At 60.9% G+C, this 21,912-nt stretch carries 20 protein-coding genes; 13 read left to right on the plus strand and 7 right to left on the minus strand.

Going from position 1 to position 21,912, the window contains the following annotated elements; genetic code table 11:
- Positions 1-54: 54 nt before the first annotated feature.
- Positions 55-468 carry a pilus assembly protein N-terminal domain-containing protein gene (locus tag PYH37_RS11655; protein ID WP_425336150.1) on the minus strand — a complete coding sequence of 138 codons (414 nt, stop codon included), beginning with the start codon at positions 466-468 and terminating at the stop codon, positions 55-57.
- 260 nt (positions 469-728) lie between these two features.
- Between PYH37_RS11655 and PYH37_RS11660 the strand changes: the two genes are divergently transcribed.
- The 9 genes from PYH37_RS11660 (at position 729) to PYH37_RS11700 (ending at position 9,652) form a co-directional block, all read left to right on the plus strand.
- Positions 729-926, plus strand: a complete 198-nt coding sequence (locus PYH37_RS11660; RefSeq protein WP_280735097.1) for a Flp family type IVb pilin — start codon at positions 729-731, stop codon at positions 924-926.
- A 107-nt stretch (positions 927-1,033) separates the two neighbouring features.
- On the plus strand, positions 1,034-1,546 hold the full coding sequence (locus PYH37_RS11665) for an A24 family peptidase (RefSeq protein WP_280735098.1): 513 nt from the start codon (positions 1,034-1,036) through the stop codon (positions 1,544-1,546).
- A gap of 131 nt (positions 1,547-1,677) precedes the next feature.
- Entirely contained in the window at positions 1,678-2,487 is an 810-nt protein-coding gene (gene cpaB / locus PYH37_RS11670; RefSeq protein WP_280735099.1) for a Flp pilus assembly protein CpaB, read from the plus strand.
- On the plus strand, positions 2,484-4,040 hold the full coding sequence (locus tag PYH37_RS11675) for a type II and III secretion system protein family protein (protein ID WP_280735100.1): 1,557 nt from the start codon (positions 2,484-2,486) through the stop codon (positions 4,038-4,040). Before cpaB ends, PYH37_RS11675 begins: the two co-directional genes overlap by 4 nt.
- Before the next feature lie 56 nt (positions 4,041-4,096).
- The gene (locus PYH37_RS11680; protein ID WP_280735101.1) at positions 4,097-4,795 is read left to right on the plus strand and encodes a CpaD family pilus assembly protein; all 699 of its coding nucleotides are present in this window, start codon (positions 4,097-4,099) and stop codon (positions 4,793-4,795) included.
- Positions 4,796-4,816: 21 nt separating this feature from the next.
- On the plus strand, positions 4,817-6,103 hold the full coding sequence (locus PYH37_RS11685; protein WP_280735102.1) for a CpaE/TadZ family protein: 1,287 nt from the start codon (positions 4,817-4,819) through the stop codon (positions 6,101-6,103).
- Between the two features lie 30 nt (positions 6,104-6,133).
- Complete coding sequence (locus PYH37_RS11690) at positions 6,134-7,600, plus strand: TadA family conjugal transfer-associated ATPase (RefSeq protein ID WP_280736015.1); 1,467 nt, start codon at positions 6,134-6,136, stop codon at positions 7,598-7,600.
- A 47-nt stretch (positions 7,601-7,647) separates the two neighbouring features.
- Positions 7,648-8,658, plus strand: a complete 1,011-nt coding sequence (locus tag PYH37_RS11695) for a type II secretion system F family protein (protein WP_280735104.1) — start codon at positions 7,648-7,650, stop codon at positions 8,656-8,658.
- A gap of 10 nt (positions 8,659-8,668) precedes the next feature.
- Positions 8,669-9,652: a type II secretion system F family protein gene (locus PYH37_RS11700; RefSeq protein ID WP_280735106.1), complete on the plus strand. Its 984-nt coding sequence runs from the start codon at positions 8,669-8,671 to the stop codon at positions 9,650-9,652.
- A 63-nt stretch (positions 9,653-9,715) separates the two neighbouring features.
- Here PYH37_RS11700 and PYH37_RS11705 read toward each other — a convergent pair whose 3' ends face one another.
- On the minus strand, positions 9,716-10,534 hold the full coding sequence (locus PYH37_RS11705) for a tetratricopeptide repeat protein (RefSeq protein ID WP_280735108.1): 819 nt from the start codon (positions 10,532-10,534) through the stop codon (positions 9,716-9,718).
- Positions 10,535-10,775: 241 nt separating this feature from the next.
- Between PYH37_RS11705 and PYH37_RS11710 the strand changes: the two genes are divergently transcribed.
- From PYH37_RS11710 to PYH37_RS11720, 3 genes are all read left to right on the plus strand, one after another.
- Positions 10,776-12,167, plus strand: coding sequence for a leucyl aminopeptidase family protein (locus tag PYH37_RS11710; protein ID WP_280735109.1), 1,392 nt, complete (start codon positions 10,776-10,778; stop codon positions 12,165-12,167).
- A 103-nt stretch (positions 12,168-12,270) separates the two neighbouring features.
- On the plus strand, positions 12,271-12,615 hold the full coding sequence (locus PYH37_RS11715) for a MarR family transcriptional regulator (protein ID WP_280735110.1): 345 nt from the start codon (positions 12,271-12,273) through the stop codon (positions 12,613-12,615).
- An 8-nt stretch (positions 12,616-12,623) separates the two neighbouring features.
- Positions 12,624-13,478, plus strand: a complete 855-nt coding sequence (locus tag PYH37_RS11720) for a C40 family peptidase (protein WP_280735111.1) — start codon at positions 12,624-12,626, stop codon at positions 13,476-13,478.
- A gap of 177 nt (positions 13,479-13,655) precedes the next feature.
- Here PYH37_RS11720 and PYH37_RS11725 read toward each other — a convergent pair whose 3' ends face one another.
- From PYH37_RS11725 to PYH37_RS11745, 5 genes are all read right to left on the minus strand, one after another.
- Positions 13,656-14,615: a 2-hydroxyacid dehydrogenase gene (locus tag PYH37_RS11725; RefSeq protein WP_280735112.1), complete on the minus strand. Its 960-nt coding sequence runs from the start codon at positions 14,613-14,615 to the stop codon at positions 13,656-13,658.
- Positions 14,616-14,625: 10 nt separating this feature from the next.
- Positions 14,626-16,254 (minus strand): ABC transporter ATP-binding protein, encoded by a 1,629-nt coding sequence (locus tag PYH37_RS11730; RefSeq protein ID WP_280735113.1) that lies wholly within the window; start codon positions 16,252-16,254, stop codon positions 14,626-14,628.
- Between the two features lie 8 nt (positions 16,255-16,262).
- Positions 16,263-17,396, minus strand: coding sequence for an ABC transporter permease (locus tag PYH37_RS11735; RefSeq protein ID WP_280735114.1), 1,134 nt, complete (start codon positions 17,394-17,396; stop codon positions 16,263-16,265).
- On the minus strand, positions 17,396-18,478 hold the full coding sequence (locus PYH37_RS11740; RefSeq protein WP_280735115.1) for a microcin C ABC transporter permease YejB: 1,083 nt from the start codon (positions 18,476-18,478) through the stop codon (positions 17,396-17,398). Before PYH37_RS11740 ends, PYH37_RS11735 begins: the two co-directional genes overlap by 1 nt.
- Before the next feature lie 179 nt (positions 18,479-18,657).
- Positions 18,658-20,505: an extracellular solute-binding protein gene (locus tag PYH37_RS11745; protein ID WP_280735116.1), complete on the minus strand. Its 1,848-nt coding sequence runs from the start codon at positions 20,503-20,505 to the stop codon at positions 18,658-18,660.
- Between the two features lie 188 nt (positions 20,506-20,693).
- On the opposite strand from PYH37_RS11745, the gene mepA reads away from it, so the two are divergent.
- Positions 20,694-21,758 carry a penicillin-insensitive murein endopeptidase gene (gene mepA / locus PYH37_RS11750; protein WP_280735117.1) on the plus strand — a complete coding sequence of 355 codons (1,065 nt, stop codon included), beginning with the start codon at positions 20,694-20,696 and terminating at the stop codon, positions 21,756-21,758.
- The last annotated feature ends 154 nt before the right edge of the window (positions 21,759-21,912 follow it).

Consider the following 21,912-nt stretch of genomic DNA (forward strand, 5'->3'; position numbering starts at 1 on the left):
ATTCGTTTTCAGTGGTCCGAAGAATTTTAGCGATTCGAATTTTAAGCTTCGGTCTCAGTTGCTGCTTGCGGCGGAAACCTGGCGCTCGGCGCGCTCGCAATTCGGGGTGCAGGAAAGAACGCTCCGCACCGTCTGCCTATAGACGCGCAGGGTATTGCCTTCATCGATCGATACCAGAATACGCTCGTCGACGATGGCGTTTCCATCCTGGTCGAGAATGACGAGATTGGTCGTGCCGAAATTGCGCCCTGTGAGCACGATCGTTTTCGCGTCCGCCACCGTCGCATCCGCAACCTCCGAATTGCCGATGATCACCTTGCTGACCGGCCGGTCGAGCTTCAGCACGCGCGCGTGATCCATATAGACGCGCATCATCTCTTCCGCACGCACCCCACAGGGAGCGGAAACCGCAACAAATGCGATCATGGCAAAGGCGAACGTGGCGATCCGCTTGGTCTCGACAGGCATGGTCATGGCGCTTCCTCATGACGGGTATCTGCCGCATCCTCGCGTCTTTTGGTGAATGAACCGTTACGTCGGTCGAGCGGAATTTAACACATCCCTTTCTGAAGCATTTACCCAGGAAAACGGGGTGGCGACTTAACTTCACGGTAACCGGTTTCCTTAAGTCGATGGCAATTAGCCCCCGCTAATTTGAGGGTATCCGATCAACGGCAAACAGTTGGCGGACGTGCTGAACAACAAACACGTGAAGTAGGAGAATCACCATGAAGACGATTTTCGCCCGCCTGCTGAAGGACGAGTCCGGTGCAACGGCAATCGAATACGGCCTGATCGCGGCTTTGATCTCGGTTGCTCTGATCACCGGCGCAACCACGCTCGGTGGCAAGCTGGACACGCAGTTCACCAATCTGGGCTCTTACCTGAGCGTAGCGCCGAAGGCCGGAGCCCCGGCAAATCCGTAACTGAAGTCGCAAAGGCCGTCTTCTTTGAAGGCGGCCTTTAATCAATTGGAGATAAGTAATATAATTGCCGGTCGTTCAATTTGTACGATCAAAGCCAGGAAACTCGAATGGTCGCAGCAGCCATCTTTGTGATTTTTCCATTCTGTCTGGCGTTTACCGCGTTTTCCGATCTAGTAACAATGACGATACCTAATCGCATATCCGCGATCCTGTTGGGCGCCTTCGTTATTGTCGCGCCGTTGGCTGGGTTCCACGTCGAACAAATCGGCCTGCATATCGCAGCGGCGGCTTTGGTCTTTGCCATTTGCTTCTGCCTTTTTGCGGCGAACGTCATGGGCGGGGGTGATGCCAAGCTTCTCACCGCCAGTGCCGTTTGGTTTGGCCTGACCCCTTCGCTCGCGGCGTTCCTCCTCTATGTCTCGGTGTTCGGTGGTCTGTTGACCCTCGCCGTCCTCCTGCTGCGCCGGCAGGAGAACGCGATCCTCGCTATCGGCATCCCGGTTCCGCGTCTTTTGCTGATGGCGAAGAAAATACCCTACGGAGTCGCCGTCGCTTTCGGCGGCTTCGCGGCTTATCCCTCATCGCCGCTGATGCAAGCCGCTTTCGCGCAACTTTCCTGAAGAGTTCCGCGGCGAGGCGGACCGGCTCTCGAGCTTTTCGTTAACCATCTATATGAGCGGCTCGTTAACTATAATTACACCAATTCCTGATCAATCTGGTCCCGGGGATTTCGAGGGACTTTGGGGCGATCATGAAACCGGTGCGCATCATCATTCTGGCCGTGGCCGTCGGCTCGGCGGCTATGGCCGGGCTGTTGGCGATGAAACTCACCCGTGGTCCCGCCCCGCAACTGGCAGAGCCGCTCGTCGAACAGGCACCTGCCATCAACGTGCTCGTCGCCAGCAAGAGCCTGCCGGTGGGTTCACGGCTCGCGGCGGATTCGATCCATTGGATGGCCTGGCCTAAGGACGGCGTCGTCGACGGCCTGATTACCGAGGAAAACCGGCCGAGCGCGCTTGAAGACCTTGCCGGCGCCGTCGTGCGCCTGCCGATCTTCAACGGCGAGCCGGTCCGCCAGGAAAAAATCGCCGACGCCTCGAACCGGATCATGTCGTCGCTGCTGCCGGCGGGAAAACGGGCCGTCGCCACCGAGATTACCGTTGCGACCGGGGCAGGCGGCTTCATTCTGCCGAACGATCGCGTCGACGTCATCATGGTGCGCAAGTCCGATGGAGACCTCTATCTGACCGAAACGGTACTGAGCAATGTCCGCGTGCTGGCGATCGACCAGCAGGTCGAAGAGAAGGACGACGGCTCGAAATCCGTCGTCGGCACCACGGCGACGCTTGAACTCACGCCGGATCAATCGAAGGTCATGACGGTTGCGCAGCAGATGGCGGAGCGTATCTCGCTGGCGCTGCGGAGCGTCGCCGACGCCCAGGAGGCCGATACGAATGCCGCCGATCATCTTCTCAGCGGCGACGGCCAGCCGACCATCCAGGTCATCAAATCGGGTTCCATCGTCAAGAGCGATGGCGCGGCCCTCCAGAACCAGAAATGAAGATCGAGCGGGGACGCAAGGTGAAGCGGAACGGAAACATATTTCGGACGTCTCTCGCAGCCGGTCTATCATTTTGTCTCGCATTGTCGGGCATGGCTTGGCCGCTGCAGACGGCTGAGGCGGCCGCCTCCTCTGTCGTCAGAATCGTCGAAAGCGGTCCGGGCGCCAAAAGGGTCGTCAATCTCGGTCTCAACAAGGCGGTGGTCGTCGACCTGCCGACGGATGCTCATGATATCCTCGTTGCCGACCCGTCGCTCGCCGACGCGGTCACGCGCACGTCGCGTCGTATTTATCTCTTCGGCAAGGCTGTCGGTCAGACGAATATTTTTGTCTTCGGGCCGAACGGCGAGGAAATCGTCAGCCTCGAAATCGCGGTCGAGCGCGATGTCGCCGGCCTCGAAGCGAATCTCCGCCGCTTCATTCCCGAGGCCGATATCAATGTCGAAATCATCTCGGATAACGTCGTCCTGACCGGCACCGTCCGCACACCGCTCGACTCCACCAAAGCCGTCGATCTCGCACGAGCATTCCTCAAAGGCGGCGAGGCGACGACCCGGAACATCACTGCACAGGGCACCAACGGCGACGCCGATATTTTCGCCGAAGACCGTCAGGATTCCCAAATCGTCAATCTGCTGACGATCGAGGGCGACGATCAGGTAACTTTGAAGGTCACCGTTGCCGAGGTCAGCCGGCAGGTGCTGAAGCAGCTCGGATTTAATGGCAGCGTTGCGGACGGAGAAAGCGGAATCGGCTTCCGCAACCCTGCCAACCTCGGCGATGCGATCAGCGTCGGCGCGAACGCGCTCGTGAAGGGCTCGATCGGCGGAACTACGATTTCGAGCTATATCAACGCGATGGAACAGGCGGGCGTGATGCGCACGCTCGCCGAACCGAGCTTGACGGCAATTTCCGGCCAAGAAGCCAAGTTTTACGTCGGCGGTGAGTTCCGGCTTGCTGGGGCACAGGAGGTCTCAGCAGATGAGGAAACAGGTGCGCCAACAGTCGCGCGTGAGGTGAACGACGTCGAATACGGCATAAGGCTGAACTTCAAACCTGTGGTTCTCGGCCCGGGCCGCATAAGCTTGCAGATTCAAACGAATGTCTCCGAGCCCACCTACGAGGGCTCGGTTGTTACCGGCAACGGCACGAATACTATTCCCGGCAACACTTTCCTCGGTATCCGCAAGCGCGAGGCTTCGACGAGCGTCGAACTGCCGTCCGGCGGCTCGATCGTCATTGCCGGCCTCGTCCAAGACAATATCCGTCAGGCGATGTCGGGCCTGCCCGGTGCCTCGAAGATTCCGATTCTCGGCACGCTCTTCCGCAGCAAGGACTTCCAGCGCAACGAGACAGAACTCGTGATCATCGCCACACCCTATCTGGTGCGGCCGGTTGCCCGCAGCGCGATTTCGCGGCCCGACGACAATTTCAATGCGGCCAACGATCTCGAGAGCTTCTTCCTCGGCCGCGTCAACCGGATCTACGGACGCCCGGAGGCGCAGGCCCCGGTCGGCCGCTATCACGGCAATGTCGGCTTCATCTACAAATAGGTCGGGCTATGAAACACCGAACCGCGCGGCAGAATAGTTTTGAAAGGCAGACACAGATGTCCTCGACCCGTTTCGGCCTTCCTGCGCACACAACATCCCGCGTGGCGATACTGGCAATCCTTGCCGGCCTGCTTGCAGGCTGCGGCACCAAGGATAAGCTGGCGACCGGCTCGATCCCGGACGATTATCGCACCCGCCATCCGATCGTCCTTGCCGAGGCGGAGCGGACGATCGACATTCCCGTCGCTTCCGGAGACTCACGACTGACCCAAGGCACGCGCGATGTCATCCGCGGCTTCGCCGCCGAATACCGCACCGCCTCCAGCGGCGTCATCCAGATCATGCTGCCGCGTGGATCGGTGAACAGCAATGCCGCCCATGCCGTGCGCAAGGATATACGCCGCCTGCTGGCAGCGACTGGCGTACCGGCAAACAGAGTGATCGAAACCAGCTACGAAGCCGGCTCGGCAGGGGATGCGGCGCCCATTCGCTTGAGCTATGTCGCGATTGCCGCGCAGACCGCGCCCTGCGGCGAGTGGCCGGAGGACCTGACGCTCAACACCGTGCAAAACCGCAACTACTACAATTTCGGTTGCGCCACCCAGTCCAACCTCGCCGCTCAGATCGCGAACCCGACGGACCTGGTCGGGCCGCGCCAGATGTCGCCTATCGATGCCGAACAACGTGGCGAAGTGATCAACACCTGGCGCGGCATCGAAAAGGGCGATGGCGGAACGACGATCGTCTTCAACTGATGCGGTGCTTAAGGACAAGAGATGAACGCGATTGAATACAGAATCGACGGTGAGGCGGACGAATTTGCTGCCGCAGACGCCGTGCGCACGGGCGATCTCGACCAACTCCGGCCGCTGCCGCGCATTTCGATCCACGCTTTCTGCGAGAGCGATGCCATGCAGCGTCTCATGGAGCGCTGCGGGCAAGACCGCCGCATGGCGAAGGTCAGCCTTCGGATCACTGCCGGCAACGTTGCGGCGGCCGCGAACATGTTCGCGAGCGTCTCGACACCCAACCTGATCATACTCGAGACCGCGACGGAGCCCCGATCGCTGCTTTCGGAGCTCGCGCCGCTCGCCGAAGTCTGCGATCCGAGCACCAAAGTCATCATCATCGGCCGGCACAACGACATTGCGCTTTATCGCGAGCTGATCCGCAACGGCATCTCCGAATATATGGTCGCCCCGGTCGCGATGGCCGATATTCTTGCGGCGATCTCGGCGATCTTCGTCGATCCGGAGGCGGAGCCCCTGGGCCGAAGCCTGGCCTTCATCGGCGCGAAGGGTGGCTGCGGCTCATCCGTGATCGCACACAATTGCGCCTGGGGCATTTCCAATCTGTTTTCGACGGAGACCATCCTCGCCGATCTCGATCTTCCTTATGGCACCGCCAATATCGACTTCGACCAGGATCCGCCGCAGGGAATTTCCGAGGCTGTGTCTTCGCCGGACCGGCTGGACGAGGTGTTTCTGGACCGTCTTTTGACCAAATGTTCGGAGCACCTGTCGCTGCTCGCCGCGCCTTCGATGCTCGACCGCGCCTATGATTTCGAGGCGGGCGCCTTTCATCCGATCCTCGAAATCCTCCAGCGTAGCGCGCCGGTTTCGGTACTCGACGTTCCCCATGTCTGGTCGGACTGGACCCGCTCCGTTCTCGGCGAGGCCGACGAGGTGATCATCACCGCTGTTCCCGATCTTGCGAGCCTCAGGAACGCGAAGAATCTTCTCGACGCGCTGAAGAAGCTTCGGCCGAACGATAAGGTACCGCATCTCGTTCTCAATCAGGTCGGCATGCCCAAGCGGCCGGAGATCGCGCCCCACGAGTTCTGCGAGTCGCTGGAGGCGGAGGCTGCGGCAATCATCCCCTTCGATGCGGTTCTCTTCGGCAACGCCTCGAACAGCGGACGCATGATCGCGGAAATCGACAGGAAATCGCCGGCAGCGGAGACTTTCTCGCAACTCGCCCATCTGTTGACCGGGCGCGCAACCGTCAAGAAAGCGCGCAAGGGCAGCCTCGGCAAGGTCCTCGCGAGACTCGGCAGGCGGTAGCCCGGTCAATGAAGCAATTGGAATGAAATGATGTTTGGCAAACGCGGAAATGAAGGGTTTGGCAAGGGTGGCGCGAGAGGTTCCGCGGCTCCGCCGTCCATGCCGGCTGCGCAGCCGGCTTCGATGGAGCGAGCGGCCGCGCCGGTTCTCACCGATCCCGCTGTCGCACCGTCTCGTCCGCAACCGCCCGCTCCCCCGGCGCGCCGCCGCTCGCCGCGGGCAGAGGACTACTACGACACCAAATCGCAGGTCTTTTCTGCGCTGATCGATACGATCGACCTGTCGCAGCTCGCCAAGCTCGATGCCGAGAGCGCCCGCGAGGAAATTCGCGATATCGTCAACGATATCATCACCATCAAGAATTTCGCGATGTCGATCTCCGAGCAGGAGGAACTGCTCGACGACATCTGCAACGACGTACTCGGCTACGGACCGCTCGAACCGCTGCTGGCGCGCGACGACATCGCCGACATCATGGTCAACGGCGCCGGCCAGACCTTCATCGAAGTCGGCGGCAAGGTCGAGGAATCGGAAATCCGCTTTCGTGATAACGCTCAACTGCTGTCGATCTGCCAGCGCATCGTCAGCCAGGTTGGCCGCCGTGTCGACGAATCGAGCCCGATCTGCGACGCGCGCCTGCCGGATGGGTCCCGCGTGAACGTTATTGCCCCGCCGCTCGCAATCGACGGTACGGCGCTGACGATCCGCAAGTTCAAGAAGGACAAGCTGACGCTGGAGCAGCTCGTGCGCTTCGGTTCGATCACGCCGGAGGGCGCCGTCCTCCTGCAGATCATCGGCCGCGTCCGCTGCAACATCGTCATTTCCGGCGGCACCGGCTCCGGCAAGACGACGCTGCTCAACTGCCTTACGCGTTACATCGACGGCGACGAGCGCATTATCACCTGCGAGGATTCGGCCGAACTGCAATTGCAGCAGCCGCATGTGGTCCGCCTTGAAACACGCCCGCCGAATATCGAGGGCGAGGGCGAAATCACCATGCGCGACCTCATCAAGAACTGCCTTCGCATGCGCCCCGAACGTATCATTGTCGGCGAAGTACGCGGGCCGGAGGTCTTCGACCTGTTGCAGGCGATGAACACCGGTCACGACGGCTCGATGGGAACGATCCACGCCAACACGCCGCGCGAATGCCTGAGCCGTATGGAGTCGATGATCGCCATGGGCGGCTACACGCTGCCGGCCAAGACCGTTCGGGAAATCATCGCCGGCTCTGTCGACGTCATCATTCAAGCGTCCCGCCTGCGTGACGGGTCGCGGCGGATCACCCACGTCACCGAGGTTGTCGGCATGGAGGGCGACGTGATTATTACCCAGGACCTGATGCGATACGAAATCGACGGCGAAGACGCCAATGGCAGGATCATCGGACGCCACGTTTCGACCGGCATCGGCCGCCCGCACTTCTGGGACCGCGCCCGCTATTTCAACGAGGACAAGCGGCTCGCTGCAACACTCGATGCCATGGAAAAGAAATAGGACCAGAGTGGCGGATTTCCGCTTGAAAAAAAGGAACTGACCAAGCGATGTTCGGCATAGACATCACCGTTCTGGCGCTAGCCGGCCTCGTCGCCCTTGCGGCTGCGGCGCTCGCTTACGGTGTGCTTTATTCCCGGATCGAGAATGACAAGAAGGCGGAAGGCCGGCTGCGCCGGGTGAGCGCGGCCGAAACCGACCGTGCCCAGATCAAGGCGGCCCGCGATCGCGTCAACGAAATGTCGAAGCGACGCAAATCCGTGCAGGATTCGCTGAAGGAACTCGAGAAGAAGCAGCAGGAGAAATCGGCGAAGACGGTGCCTTCGATGAAGACGCGGCTGGCGCAAGCGAACCTCTCGATATCCGTTACACAGTTTTACCTGTTCAGCGCCCTCTTCGGCCTATTTGCCTTCGTTGTTGTCGCGCTCGCCGGGGCGGGATTGCTGATCGCCGCGGGCGTCGGGCTGATTGCGGCCGCCGGCCTGCCGCGTTGGATCATTAGCTTCATGATCAAGCGGCGCTGCGGGAAATTCCTGGACGAATTTCCCAATGCCCTCGACGTCATGGTTCGCTCCATCAAATCCGGCCTTCCGCTGAACGACGCGCTGCGGTTGATCGCCAGCGACGGGCAGGAACCCGTCAAGACGGAATTCCGGCGAGTCGTCGAATCCCAGCAGGTAGGCCTCAGCGTCCCGGAAGCCTGCGGCCGCATGATCCAAAGCATTCCCCTGCCGGAAGTGAATTTCTTCGCGATCGTCATCGGCATCCAGGCGCAGGCGGGGGGCAATCTGTCCGAAGCGCTGGGCAACCTCTCCAAGGTGCTGCGCGAACGCAGGAAGATGAAGGCGAAGGTCAGTGCGCTCTCCATGGAGGCCAAGGCATCGGCCTGCATCATCGGCGCGCTGCCCTTCATCGTCGCGACGCTCGTCTATCTGACCTCGCCGGATTACATGATGGTCCTTTTCACCGACCCGCGCGGCCACATCATCATGGGCGCCTCCGCCGTCTGGATGAGCATCGGCATCTGGGTGATGCGCAACATGATCAATTTCGACATTTGAGGGGCTAACGGTGGACGGCTGGATAAAGACACTCACGGATCCGAATATCATCATCGCCGTTCTCGTTTCTATGGCTGTCCTCGCGACCTTCTATTCGCTCGCCGTCCCCTTCTTCGAGCGCGGCGATCTGACCAAGCGTATGAAATCGGTCGCCACCGAACGCGAGCAGATTCGCGCCCGTGAACGCGCGCGTTTGAATGCTGAGGCGACAGGCGGCAAGGCAAGCCTGCGAGCACAGCACAATACTTCGGTTCGCCAGATCGTCGAGCGGCTGAACCTGAAGAAGGCGCTGGTGGATGAAAACACCGTGAACCGGTTGAAGACGGCCGGCTATCGGTCGCAGAACGCTCTCAATACCTTTCTTTTTGCCCGCTTCTGTCTGCCGTTCGCGTTTCTGGTCGTTGCGGTCGTCTATATTTTTATTCTCGGAAACTTTGCCGACAAGCCGGTAATGGTCAGGCTGTTGTTCGCGGTCGGGTTCGCTTACCTCGGCTTCTACGCGCCGAACATCTTCATCGCCAACGCCATCTCCAAGCGTCAGCATTCCATTCGTCGCGCCTGGCCGGATGCGCTCGACCTGTTGCTGATCTGCGTCGAATCGGGTGTGTCCATGGAGATCGCGATGCGCCGAGTCGCTGACGAGATTGCGGCGCAGTCGCAGCCGCTGGCGGAGGAACTGGTGCTGACGACCGCGGAGCTCTCCTTTTTGCCGGACCGGCGCGTCGCGCTCGAGAATCTCGGCATGCGCACCGGTCTCGAAGACGTAAAATCGGTGATGCAGGCGCTGATTCAGGCCGACCGGTACGGCACACCGGTCGCCCAGGCTTTGCGCGTGCTGGCCCAGGAAAGCCGCGATCAACGCATGAATGCTGCGGAGAAAAAAGCGGCCGCCCTGCCGCCGAAGCTGACGGTGCCGATGATTCTCTTCTTCCTGCCGGTACTCGTCGCCGTCATTCTCGGTCCCGCCGGCATCCAGGTGGCGGATAAATTTTAGAGCGTCGCGGTCCTGGACATAAACCCTTACGCTCCAGTTCGCACCGCCGCCTTTCGAAGCCGTTTAGTTGGCGTCGTCCGCCTTGGCGAGCTGCTTCCATGCGCCCTGCTGTGACAGCATCGATCGCAGATAGGCCACATTCGCTTCCGCCTGTTCGGCGGTGAGTTCCTGGCGGGCGATCGTTTCGGCTTCCTGGAAACGCCCTTGCAGGCCGACCGCGAGAGCCAGGTTCTGGCGAATACTGCTGTCGGCGCCGGGTTGGCCGGCGGCGGACTTGAGATAAGTTTCGGCGGTTCGCAGATCCTTCGTCAGCAGATAGGACATGCCGAGATTGGAGAGGATGGAGGGTTCGTTGGGGCGAAGGTCCAAAGCCTCGCGGTATCGCAAGCGCGCCTCGGCCGAGCGGCCAAGCTGGTCGAGCACGGCGCCCTCGGCGGATTTCAACTTCCAGTCCGGACGATCCGGTGTCTGCGCCCGGCCAATCGTCGCAAGCGCCTGCTCCAGTTGCCCCGCTGCCGCTTGCGCCTTGCCGTAGGCGCCGAGGACCTCGCGGTCGGTAGGATGGTTGATCGCTACCTGCTGCATCACCGCGAGCGCCTGTTCGTTGCGCCCGGTCATGCGCAGGAGATTGGCATAGTCGAGGCCCGCTTCGCGGTCTTTCGGATTGCGCTCATAGGCCTGTCCGATGCTTTCCGTGGCCGCTGCGAGCTCGCTCGCGGTCATCGATTGCACGGGCTTCGAAAGTTTTGAGATAGAGCCGGTTGTCAGCTCCTTCCTGCTCTGCTGCCCGGCACAGCCGCTAAGCGACAACGCCATCAGCGCGACGGCGGCCCCAAGCGCCAGGCGATGCATAGAGGAAGAGAGAACATGTCGCGTCGTCATTGAGTGGTGTCCCAGATGACGATGATTTGGATTGAACAAATCCAAAATCGTCGTGATCGATTCCAAGAGTTTAGAGCGGGATGCGGACGGAAAATCGCTTCACACTTTTCCTCGTCCCGCTCTGGATGCATTCGCACCGGAACTACCAACAACAGCGGTGCAACTTTCACTCCAGCAATAATCTGTTAACCCTAACAGAGCGTTAATCGCGCGAATCCGTTTCTGTCAGTCGAGGACTTTCATGGCTCCCTATCAGTTCATCGAACGGCCGTCGCCGTTCAACACCAGCGCCGGCAAGACGCTGCCGATCTTTGCGGTCACGCCGGCGCATATCGAAACCGGGAGCATCGATCCGATCGCGCTGGATTGGGCGCGCAAGGCGGGCTTCAAGGCGGAGACCGGCGCGGTCCTTCTTGTTCCGTCAGCCGACGGCTCTCTCGGGGGCGCGCTGTTCGGTCTCGGCGCGAACCCTTCGGAAGCGCCGTTCCTGACTGGAAAACTCGCCCGCGCGCTGCCGGCCGGGAAATGGCATATCGAAACGGCCCCTCTGACAGCCAATCGCCTGGCACTGGGTTACGGACTCGGCTCCTATCGTTTCGAGCGTTACAAATCCGCAAAGGCGGAAGCTCCGACACTGCTTATTCCTGGCGATGCTGATGCGGCGGATATCAAACGGCAGCTCGCCGGTGTTTTCCTCGCCCGCGACCTTATCAACACGCCGACGAACGACATGGGCCCGGAAGCGTTGGAGGCGGCATTCCGCGCGCTCGCGAGCCATTATAAGGCCGACGTTTCGGTGATATCCGGCGAAGCCTTGCTGACGCAGAATTTCCCGCTGGTGCACACGGTTGGCCGAGCCAGTGCCGAACCGCCACGACTCCTTGAGATGCGCTGGGGCAAGAAGGGGCACCGAAAGGTGACGCTCGTCGGCAAGGGCGTCTGCTTCGATACCGGCGGCCTCGACATCAAACCGGCCGCCTCGATGCTCTTGATGAAGAAGGACATGGGCGGTGCAGCGAATGTCATGGGCTTGGCGCTGATGATCATGGACGCGAAGCTCAAAGTCGATCTGCGCGTCATCGTTCCCGTGGTCGAGAACTCGATCTCGTCGAACGCGTTCCGGCCGGGCGACATCTACCGGAGCCGCAAGGGGCTGACGGTGCAGATCGACAATACCGATGCCGAGGGCCGGTTGATTCTCGCCGACGCGCTTGCCTATGCCGACGAGGAGAAAACCGACCTGCTGATCGACATGGCGACGCTGACGGGCGCCGCCCGCGTCGCCCTCGGCCCCGATCTGCCGCCCTTCTTCACAGACGATGGCGAACTTGCCCGCGATCTTGCCGAAGCGAGCCTCAGCGTCGATGATCCGATCTGGCGAATGCCGCTTCACATGGGCTACGATAAGGACATCTCAGCCCGCATTGCCGACCTGACCAATGCCCCCTCCGGCGGCATGGCCGGCTCGATCACGGCAGCGCTCTTTCTCAAGCGCTTCGTGACCAATGCGAAGAGCTGGGTGCATTTAGACATCTTCGGCTGGGCGCAAGCCGAGCGCCCGCATTCGCCGGTCGGCGGCGAGGCACAGGCGATCCGGGCGCTCTATCACCACATAAGCGGGATTGCGGGCTAGCGCGGCGATAGGTCTTGGCCGCGCCTCCAATTGATCCAAGGAAACGCTTGCGTAACGATCGGTCGATTATTGTGGCAAAGCTCAGTTTACGCAGGAGTTTCCTTTGCCGGTCGAACTTACGCCTTCTCAAGCGTTGAGACTCTGGCATGCCGTATCGCTCGAGCAGGTCCGGGTGGACAGCCGCGATCTCACGCTGCGCCAGATGGCGATGCTGCTCGAGATCTATCTCGTGCCGCCGCCGCACACGGTCCGCGGCCTCGCGGCGACGCTCGGCGTGACGAAGCCGGTGATCACGCGGGCGCTCGACACGATGGGCGCCCTCGGGCTGGTCGATCGCGTGCGCGACGAGCGCGACAGGCGTAATGTCATCATAAAACGTACGGTCGAGGGTGCGCTTTACCTTGAAAAATTCGGCGATTTGATCATCAATCAGGGCCGAAAACTGTGAGTTCAACCATGCCTGAAATGCTTGACCGTCGTCTCAATGCCTATCGCGAAGACCTCGCCGAGGAGCGCTTGCGCGGCCTCGTGGAAGCGAAGCGTTTTGTCGATGGTACGCCGGCCACCATATCCCTGCCCGTTACGCCCCTACGGGCAAGGCCCGACGCTGCCTGCGGCACGGATACGGAATTGCTCTATGGCGAAACGGCGCGCGTTCTCGATGTTTCGGGCGGATGGGCCTGGGTCAAATCCGATCTCGACGGTTATGTCGGCTATGTGCCGCACAATGCGGTCACAGCACCGGAGGTGCCCGCGAGTCATATCGTCGCGGTGCCGCGGACTTTCGTCTATCGCGGTCCGGATTTGCGCTTTCCGCAAGCTTTCGCGCTGTCCATGGGCAGCCGCCTCAACGTCGTCGGAGAAGCCGAGACGCGCGGCACTCGGTATTTTCTCCTCGACGGCGGACTGGCGGTCGTCGCCAATCATTGCGCTGCCGCCGGAAGTGCCATTGCCGAAGACTACGTTTCAATCGCCACCCGCTTTTTCGAGACGCCGTACCTATGGGGTGGCCGCTCCGGTTTCGGCATCGACTGTTCCGGCCTCGTGCAGCTATCGATGCAGATGACCGGCCGGCGCGTCCCGCGCGACACGGACATGCAGGCCGTCGCGCTCGGCCGGGCGATTCCGCGCGACGAACTTGCGCGCGGCGATCTCGTCTTCTGGAAGGGCCATGTCGCCATCATGGAGGACGAGAAGACGCTGGTGCACGCCAACGGCCATACGATGACGGTCGCCCGCGAGGGGCTTGAGGACGCCATCCGCCGCATCAGCTGGCTTTACGATCAACCGACCGGCTATCGCCGACCTTAGATCACGATAGTTTCGCGTCATCCGGCCTCTGTGACGCGGTTTCTGCAGCTTCATCGACGTTCAGCGGCTTTGGACGGCTTCACCCAGCCGGCCGTCCTCGGGCTTCCCTCATATGCGCGCCCTCGATCGCTCGTGCTTGGATCCGCGGGTCAAGCCCGAGGATGACGAGTCGTGTGCTCAGTAGCCGGCTAATTTATCGACCACATGCTCGAGCGGCAGCCCGCTTTCGAAGCGGGCGATCTGCTGTTCGACATGAGCGAAAAGTGCCTTCACATCGGACGAGGCGGCGACATGCGGCGTCACAAAGACATTGGGCATGTCCCAGAAGCGGCTTTCGGGAGAGAGCGGCTCCCGCTCGAAGACGTCGAGCGAGGCTCCCGCGAGCACACCGGAATCGAGGCATTCCAAGATGTCGGCTTCCACCTGGCTGCCGCCGCGGCCGGCATTGATGAAGACCGGTGCGCCGAACGGCCCCTTGCGGCTGAGTTTTGCGAAAAGGGTGCTGTTGAAAATCCCCGTGGTTTCCGGCGTCAGCGGCAAGAGCCCGACCAGAAAATCGGTGCGCGCCAGAAAGGAGTCGATCTCGGCTGCACCGTGGGTGTCCATGCCTTCGACAGCGCGTTTGCTGCGCGACCAGCCAATCACCTTGAAGCCCATAATTGCGAGCTTGCGGGCCGAATCCTGACCGAGCACGCCCATCCCCATGATGCCGACGGTGACATCGGCGGCCTCAGGCTGGATCAGGTCGCGCCATTCCCTCTTCTTCGCCAGCGCCTCATAGGCCCGATGCTGGCGCAAATGCAGCAGGCATTGCATCACCACCCATTCGCTCATGCGCGCCGTCAGCGTCCGGTCGACGAAACGCACCAGCGGCACGTCCGGCAGGCCCGGCAACGTCAACACATGATCGACACCGGCGCCGCCGGAAAAGACGACCTTCAGGTCGGGTGCGCGCGAAAAGAGGTCGGGGGCGGATTTCCAGACGACCGCATAGTCTATGCCCGAGAGATCCCGCCCCTGACGGGCCGAATCCGCAAGATTGATCACCTCGCGACCGGGAAACGCGCCCTGCAGAGCAGCTTCCACTTCCTCCGGAATGAACTTCAGATCGACGATAACGGGGCTGTTGGTGGGCATTGCGGGCACTCTATTGGCGGATGGCGGAGAGATTAACGGCTTCGAGATTGAAGGCGGCGGCCATCAATGCCTTGGTGTAGTCTTCGCTGGGGGCGCTGAAGATGCGCTCGGCCGGCCCCTGTTCCACCACTTTGCCAAGGCGCATGACGATCACCTCGTTGGCAAGCGCGCGCACGACCTTGAGATCGTGGCTGATGAACAGATAGGCGAGATTATGTTTGCGCTGCAGATCGCGCAGCAGATCGACCACCTGCGCCTGGACGCTCATGTCGAGCGCCGAGGTTGGTTCGTCCAGCATGACGAATTGGGGTTTCAAAACCATGGCGCGGGCAATGGCGATGCGCTGGCGCTGGCCGCCGGAGAATTCGTGCGGATAACGCCAGCGGGTCGCCGGATCGAGGCCTACCTCCTGCAGCGCGGCGGCGACGCGTGCGTCACGTTCGTCGCTGGACAGGCCGCTTTCGTGGATCTTCAGTCCCTCGCCGACGATATCGGCGATCGACATGCGTGGGCTGAGCGAGCCGTAGGGATCCTGGAAGACCACCTGCATCCTGTTTCTGAGCGGCCTCATCTCACGAAAGCTGTAGTCTTCGATATTTTTGCCGACGAAGGCGATCCGCCCCTTCGATGAAATGAGGCGCGTCAGCGCCAGACCGAGCGTGGTCTTGCCCGAACCGGATTCGCCGACGACGCCGAGTGTCTGCCCGGCGCGAAGCTTGAGATCGATGCCGTCGACCGCCTTCACGTGGTCGACGACGCGGCGCAGAAAGCCCGCCTTGATCGGAAACCAGACCTTCACGTCCTGCGCCTCGACGACGATCGGCTTCGAGGCATCGGAAACCGGCGGTTCGCCCTTCGGTTCGGAAGCAAGCAGATGGCGAGTATAGGCGTGCTGCGGATTGGCGAAGATCTCGGCGGTCGGCCCGGTTTCGACGATCTTGCCCTTGGTCATCACACAGACCCGGTCGGCGATCTTGCGGACGATGCCGAGGTCATGGGTGATGAAGAGCATGGACATGCCATGCTGATCCTTCAACAACTTGAGAAGCTCGAGGATCTGTGCCTGCACGGTGACGTCGAGCGCCGTCGTCGGTTCGTCGGCGATCAGAAGCTCCGGCCGGTTGGCAAGCGCCATGGCGATCATCACGCGCTGCCGCTGCCCGCCTGAGAGTTCATGCGGGTAGGCACCCAGCCGTTTCTCCGGTTCGCGGATGCCGACCTGGTTGAGAAGCTCCAGCATTTTCTGGCGCGCGGCGGCTCCTTTCAATTCCTGGTGCAGTTCGAGGATTTCTCCGATCTGCTGCTCGATCGTGTGCAGCGGATTGAGCGACGTCATCGGCTCCTGGAAGATCATGGTGATGTCGTTGCCGCGGACATGGCGCAGCTCGGCATCGCTTGCCTTCAGGAGATCCTTGCCGTTGAAGACGATCTCGCCGCTTGGGTGGCTTGCCGCCGGGTAGGGCAGGAGCTTGACGATCGAGTTCGCCGAGACCGACTTGCCCGAGCCGGACTCGCCTACGAGCGCCACCGTTTCGCCGCGTCGCACGTCGAAGGAGATGCGGTCGACGGCAACGGACGTTTCGCCGCCTTGATGAAACGCGACGGAGAGATCGCGGACGGAGAGGAGTGTATCTGCCATGGTCGCGCTCACCGGAATGTCTTTCTGGGGTCGAAGGCGTCGCGCGTCGCTTCGCCGACGAAGATCAAGAGCGAAAGCATGACCGACATGGAGAAGAAGGCTGTGAGCCCCAGCCATGGCGCCTGAAGGTTCGATTTGCCCTGAGCGATCATCTCGCCGAGCGAGGGAGAGCCGGGCGGCATGCCGAAGCCGAGAAAGTCGAGCGAGGTCAAGGTGGTGATCGAGCCGGAAAGGATGAAGGGCAGGAAGGTGAGCGTGGCGACCATGGCATTCGGCAGGAGATGCCGGTACATGATCGTGCCATTGCCGACGCCAAGGGCGCGCGCCGCGTTCACATATTCGAAATTGCGCGCTCTCAGGAACTCGGCCCTGACCACGCCGACGAAGCCGACCCAGGAGAAGAGCAGCATGATGCCGAGCAGGACGAAGAAGCCGGGCGGCAGGATGGCGGCGATGATGAGCAGGATGTAGAGCACCGGCATCGAAGACCAGATCTCGATGAAACGTTGCAGCAAAAGGTCGGTCCAGCCGCCGAAATAGCCCTGAACCGCCCCGGCCGTAACGCCGATCACCGCCGAGGCGATCGTCAGCAGCAGACCGAAGAGCACCGAAAGGCGGAAGCCGTAGATCATCCGCGCCATGACGTCTCGCGCCTGGTCGTCGGTGCCGAGCCAGTTCAGGTTGCCGAGCGTACATCCCCGGTCGTCGGCGCCTTGCGGATAGGCCGAACAGCGTTCTTTCTTGTCCATCAGCCAGAAGGGCGGCGTCGGCGCCGAGTGCGGAATGTAGGAGTTGACTGTCTGATAGGAATAGCGGATCGGCGGCCATATCATCCAGCCATTCGCTTCGATCTCGTCGCGGATGAAGTCGGACCGGTAGTCGGCTTCGGCCAGGAAGCCGCCGAATTTCTCTTCCGGATAGTCGACCAGCACCGGGAACAGGATCTCGCCCTTGTAGGAGGCGACGATCGGCTTTTCGTTGGCGATGAATTCCGCAAAGAGGCTGAGACCGAACAGAAGGAGGAAGATCCAGAGCGACCAGTAGCCGCGCCGGTTGGCTTTGAAATTCTGCCAGCGCCGCTGACCGATCGGCGTCAGCCAACCTCTTTGGGGGGCGCCGACAAATGTCGTCACGGCACTCATCAGACGTCCCTCCGCTCGAAGTCGATGCGGGGGTCGACCCAGGTATAGATCAGATCGGAGAGCAAGCTGACGAAGAGGCCCATCAGCGAAAAGATGTAGAGCGTCGCGAAGACGATCGGATAATCGCGCTTGACGACGGCGTCGTAGCCGAGCCGGCCGAGCCCATCGAGGGAGAAGATATATTCGATCAGCAGCGAACCGGTGAAGAAGGCGGAAATGAAGGCGGCGGGGAAGCTGGCGATGATGATGAGCATCGCATTGCGGAACACATGGCCGTAGAGCACCTGACGCTCGGCCAGTCCCTTGGCGCGCGCCGTGGTTACGTACTGTTTCTTGATCTCGTCGATGAAGGAGTTCTTGGTGAGCAGCGTCGTCGTGGCGAACGCCGAGAGCAGCAGCGTGATCAGCGGCAGCGTCATGTGCCAGAAATAGTCGAGAATCTTCTGCCACCAGGGAAGTTCGTGGAAATTGTCCGAAACGAGGCCGCGCAAGGGGAACCAGTCGAAGAAGGAGCCGCCCGCGAAGAGAACGATCAAGAGGATCGCGAAGAGGAAGCTCGGCACCGCATAGCCAACGACGATGACGCCGGAGGTCCAGACGTCGAATGTCGACCCGTCGGAGACGGCCTTCTTGATGCCGAGCGGGATCGAGATGCCGTAGGAAAACAGGAGGATCCACAGCCCGAGCGAAATCGACACCGGCATTTTTTCGATAATGAGGTCGATGACGGAGGTGTTGCGGAAGAAGCTCTCGCCGAAATCGAAGCGGATATAATTCCACATCATGGTGACGAATCGTTCGAGCGGCGGCTTGTCGAAGCCGAACTGCTTTTCAAGCTTTGCGATAAATTCGGGGTCGAGGCCCTGCGCGCCGCGATAGCTGCCGCCCTCGTCGCCGCCGCCCTGCAGGAGATCGCCGCCGCTGCCGGAAAGCCTATCCGACCCGGCAGCGTTGGTGAGGTCTGAAATCACCTGTTCGACCGGCCCGCCCGGTGCGAACTGCACGACGGCGAAGGAAATGGCCATGATTCCAACGATGGTCGGGATCATCAGCAGCAACCGACGCAGGATATAGGCACCCATCAGGCGAACCTCGGCATTGTGGCGCCGCCGATCGCCGGGACCCGCGGGGCTCTAGCTTGCCGTCTATTTCGTCTCAATCCCTGATACTCCTTGCCACGCGCATGTTACGCCGGTCATTCCGTATTTGAGTGATTCGTTTTTTGCATTTGGAATCGAGAGCCGCCTTAAGCGCAAGGGTCTCATTGCTTGGCAGCACGCGTGGACCACCATGCGTCGGGAAAGCCGATCGAATATTTCGGCAGTTCCGCCGGCCTGCCGACCGTGTCCCAGTAGGCGATATTTGCCGCTCGCGGGTAGTAAAGCGGGACCACGTAATGGTGAGCCAACAGGACCCGGTCAAGCGCCTTGGTGGCAGCCACAAGCGTGTCGCGGTCTTTGGCGAAGATGACGCGGTTGATCAATGCATCGACCCCAGCGTCGGCGATGCCGGCGTAATTTCTCGAACCCTCGCGTGCGGCGGATTTCGATCCCCAGAAGTCCTCCTGTTCATTTCCCGGACTCAAGGTCTGTCCCCAGACTTCCCAGGTCATGTCGTAGTCGAAAGCCCGTTCCCGGTTTGTATATTGCGAGGGATCGACCGTGCGCACGCGCGCCTCTATGCCGATCCGTTTGAGGTTCTGTGCATAGGGCAGGGCCACCCGCTCCAGCATGGGACTGCTCAGCAGGATCTCAAAGGAAAACGGCTTTCCGGTTGCCGTGTTGATCATGCGGTTGCCCTTGAGCTCGAAGCCTGCCTCCTTCAGAAGAGCAATCGCTTTGCGCAGATTGTCGCGTGCCTTCTGCGCCGTGCCGCCCACCGGATTCGTGTAAGGGGTGGTGAACACTTCCGGCGGGACTAGGTTCTTGACCTCTTTAAGGATCGCCAGTTCCTGTCCCTCCGGCAGGCCCGAGGAAGCAAGTTCCGTCAAAAAGAAGTAGCTGTTCACCCGCGTGTATTGGTTGAAGAAAACGGTTCGGTTCAGTTCCTCGAAGTCGAGCGCGTAGTTGAGAGCCTCTCGCACTCTCTCGTCATCGAACGGTTTGCGGCGCATATTCGGCACAAGTGCCTGCATCACGCCGGTCGCCCGGAACGGCACTTCCTCGCGTTTCACGCGTCCCTCTTTGACCGCCGGAAAGTCATAGGCGGTTGCCCAACGGCGCGATTGGGTCTCGCGCCAGAAATCGACGTCGCCGGCGCGGAAGGCTTCGAACTCGACACCGCTGTCGCCGAAGAAGGTATAGGCGATCGAGCCGAAATTATTCTGCCCGACATTGACGTTGAGCGCCGATCCCCAATAGTCGTCCCTCCGTTCATAGCGAATGGTCGACCCGGCCGAAAACGAAGCAATGCGGTAGGGGCCTGATCCCATCACCGGCTCCAGGGTCGTCCGGCTGATGTCGCGCGGTTTGCCGTCCGGTCCCATGCCTTCCCACCAATGTTTCGGGACAATCAGGATCTGGCCGAGAATATGCGGCAATTCGCGATTGTTCTTTTCGTCGAAGCGGAAGGTAACGTCTCGCTCCCCTGTCTTCTCCACCTCCACCACGTTCCTGTAGTAGCTCTGGTAGAGCGGATTGAGCTCCTTGCCCTTCTCGAAGCTGAAGACGACATCCTCCGGCGTCACCGGTTTTCCGTCAGACCATTTCGCCTCCTTTCTCAGGCGAAAGGTGGCCGAGGAAACATCGTCCGGAAAGGAAACGCTTTCGGCGAGAAGCCCGTAGGCGGTCGAGATCTCGTCGTCCGACGGTTTCATCAACGTGTCGAAGACCAGAGGAAGACCAACGGCTACCTCGCCCTTTACAAGCAGAGGATTGAACGAGTCGAACGTGCCCGTCTGCGAAAGCCGGAGATCGCCGCCCTTCGGTGCCTGCGGGTTCACATAGTCGAAATGCTTAAAACCTGGCGCGTATTTGAGTTCACCGACGAGCGACAGGCCGTGATGCCAGGTGGCTGGTTCTCCGGCATTTACTACGGACGGTAAAAGTAGGAACGTTGCCAGAAATGCGGTCGCGAGCTTCGTTCTTACAATACCGCCAAAATCCATCATTCCACCGTTTCTCCTTATGTTGTCGATGATCCTTGGGAGCAGAATAGGCGAAATCGGGGCAATTGACAGGACTCGCCCAAAATCAGGCGAATTTTTTGAGTCACATCCTGGTGAGTCGTGCAACAGCGGCGAATCAGGATAGGGGAGATGGCGGCTTGAGCCGCGTCGCCGCCGAACGGGGGGATGGAATGGGATTGAATACGCGCGCTGCACTTCGATCTTGCGGTTCTGCGCTAGTGGCTTTGATCGTCGGTGCAAGCGTCCTCACGGCGGATGCCGCCCGCGCGGATGGCACACCGGCCAAGGAGCTCTTTGGCACAAAGACATTACCTACGCAGGCGGCGGCAGCCTCATACGGCTTCTATTCCAAGGGCTGCCTCGCCGGCGGCGTCGCGATCCCGACGGACGGTCCGACGTGGCAGGCCATGCGCCTGTCGCGCAATCGCCGCTGGGGCCACCCTGCTATGATCGCGCTGATCGAACGCTTCTCGCACGATGCGGTCGAAAAGATCGGCTGGCCCGGACTCCTGCTCGGCGATATATCGCAGCCGCGCGGCGGCCCGATGCTCTCCGGCCATGCCTCGCATCAGATCGGTCTCGATGCCGACATCTGGTTGACGCCGATGCCGCAGAGGACGCTGAGCTATCAGGAACGCGAATCGATTTCGGCAACTTCCATGCTGCAAAAGGACAAGTTCCTGACGGTCGACCCGTCGATCTGGACGCCTGCTCATGCGCGGCTAATCATGCTGGCGGCGAGCTATCCGCAGGTCGAGCGCGTCTTCGTCAATCCCGCCATCAAGAAGAAGCTCTGCAATACATGGACCGGCGACCGCTCGGCGCTCGGCAAAGTTCGACCGATCTATGGTCACGACTACCATTTCCATGTTCGCATCAAATGTCCGGCGGATGCGAAGGGCTGCAAGGGTCAGGCGGCGGTGCCCGCTGGCGACGGCTGCGGCAAGTCGCTGGCCTGGTGGTTCACCGACGAACCCTGGGCGAAGCCGAAGAAGAAACCCGAGAAGCCAGTGAAGCCGAAATTTGCGATGCTCGCCGATCTGCCGAAAGCCTGCACCCTGGTGCTGAACGGTCCCCCTCCGGCATCAGAACAGGAAGCCACCTACGGGACGGCCTATCGCTCCGTCGCCGCAGTGCCTGCCGCAGCAGTGAGCGTAGAGGCCATCATCGGCGCCGCAGCGGACACCCCGCTCGAAAAGATTCCGGTGCCGGCGCCGCGTCCTCCTTTGCAGTAGCGTGAGATTCGGTATGCGGCCGAGGAGCCACCTACGGTTGCGGTGCGGCCTTCCATGGCAGCGACACGGGTGTTGCAAATGACTTTCCAATTTCACGATGCTCCTGTATAGGGCGCTCAAATCGATTTAAAATAGCGACGGACACGCGCCTTCC

This window comes from Sinorhizobium numidicum, assembly GCF_029892045.1.
In the GTDB taxonomy this organism is placed as follows: domain Bacteria; phylum Pseudomonadota; class Alphaproteobacteria; order Rhizobiales; family Rhizobiaceae; genus Sinorhizobium; species Sinorhizobium numidicum.

What these genes read in the sequence shown, in the direction of transcription:
- PYH37_RS11745 (WP_280735116.1), bottom strand. Translation starts at nt 20,505, where the DNA reads ATGATGGATTTTGGCGGTATTGTAAGAACGAAGCTCGCGACCGCATTT.
- PYH37_RS11730 (WP_280735113.1), bottom strand. Translation starts at nt 16,254, where the DNA reads ATGGCAGATACACTCCTCTCCGTCCGCGATCTCTCCGTCGCGTTTCAT.
- PYH37_RS11710 (WP_280735109.1), top strand. Translation starts at nt 10,776, where the DNA reads ATGGCTCCCTATCAGTTCATCGAACGGCCGTCGCCGTTCAACACCAGC.
- PYH37_RS11675 (WP_280735100.1), top strand. Translation starts at nt 2,484, where the DNA reads ATGAAGATCGAGCGGGGACGCAAGGTGAAGCGGAACGGAAACATATTT.
- PYH37_RS11665 (WP_280735098.1), top strand. Translation starts at nt 1,034, where the DNA reads ATGGTCGCAGCAGCCATCTTTGTGATTTTTCCATTCTGTCTGGCGTTT.
- PYH37_RS11705 (WP_280735108.1), bottom strand. Translation starts at nt 10,534, where the DNA reads ATGACGACGCGACATGTTCTCTCTTCCTCTATGCATCGCCTGGCGCTT.
- PYH37_RS11685 (WP_280735102.1), top strand. Translation starts at nt 4,817, where the DNA reads ATGAACGCGATTGAATACAGAATCGACGGTGAGGCGGACGAATTTGCT.
- PYH37_RS11690 (WP_280736015.1), top strand. Translation starts at nt 6,134, where the DNA reads ATGTTTGGCAAACGCGGAAATGAAGGGTTTGGCAAGGGTGGCGCGAGA.
- PYH37_RS11680 (WP_280735101.1), top strand. Translation starts at nt 4,097, where the DNA reads ATGTCCTCGACCCGTTTCGGCCTTCCTGCGCACACAACATCCCGCGTG.
- PYH37_RS11725 (WP_280735112.1), bottom strand. Translation starts at nt 14,615, where the DNA reads ATGCCCACCAACAGCCCCGTTATCGTCGATCTGAAGTTCATTCCGGAG.
- PYH37_RS11660 (WP_280735097.1), top strand. Translation starts at nt 729, where the DNA reads ATGAAGACGATTTTCGCCCGCCTGCTGAAGGACGAGTCCGGTGCAACG.
- PYH37_RS11695 (WP_280735104.1), top strand. Translation starts at nt 7,648, where the DNA reads ATGTTCGGCATAGACATCACCGTTCTGGCGCTAGCCGGCCTCGTCGCC.
- PYH37_RS11740 (WP_280735115.1), bottom strand. Translation starts at nt 18,478, where the DNA reads ATGGGTGCCTATATCCTGCGTCGGTTGCTGCTGATGATCCCGACCATC.
- mepA (WP_280735117.1), top strand. Translation starts at nt 20,694, where the DNA reads ATGGGATTGAATACGCGCGCTGCACTTCGATCTTGCGGTTCTGCGCTA.
- PYH37_RS11655 (WP_425336150.1), bottom strand. Translation starts at nt 468, where the DNA reads ATGCCTGTCGAGACCAAGCGGATCGCCACGTTCGCCTTTGCCATGATC.
- PYH37_RS11720 (WP_280735111.1), top strand. Translation starts at nt 12,624, where the DNA reads ATGCCTGAAATGCTTGACCGTCGTCTCAATGCCTATCGCGAAGACCTC.
- cpaB (WP_280735099.1), top strand. Translation starts at nt 1,678, where the DNA reads ATGAAACCGGTGCGCATCATCATTCTGGCCGTGGCCGTCGGCTCGGCG.
- PYH37_RS11735 (WP_280735114.1), bottom strand. Translation starts at nt 17,396, where the DNA reads ATGAGTGCCGTGACGACATTTGTCGGCGCCCCCCAAAGAGGTTGGCTG.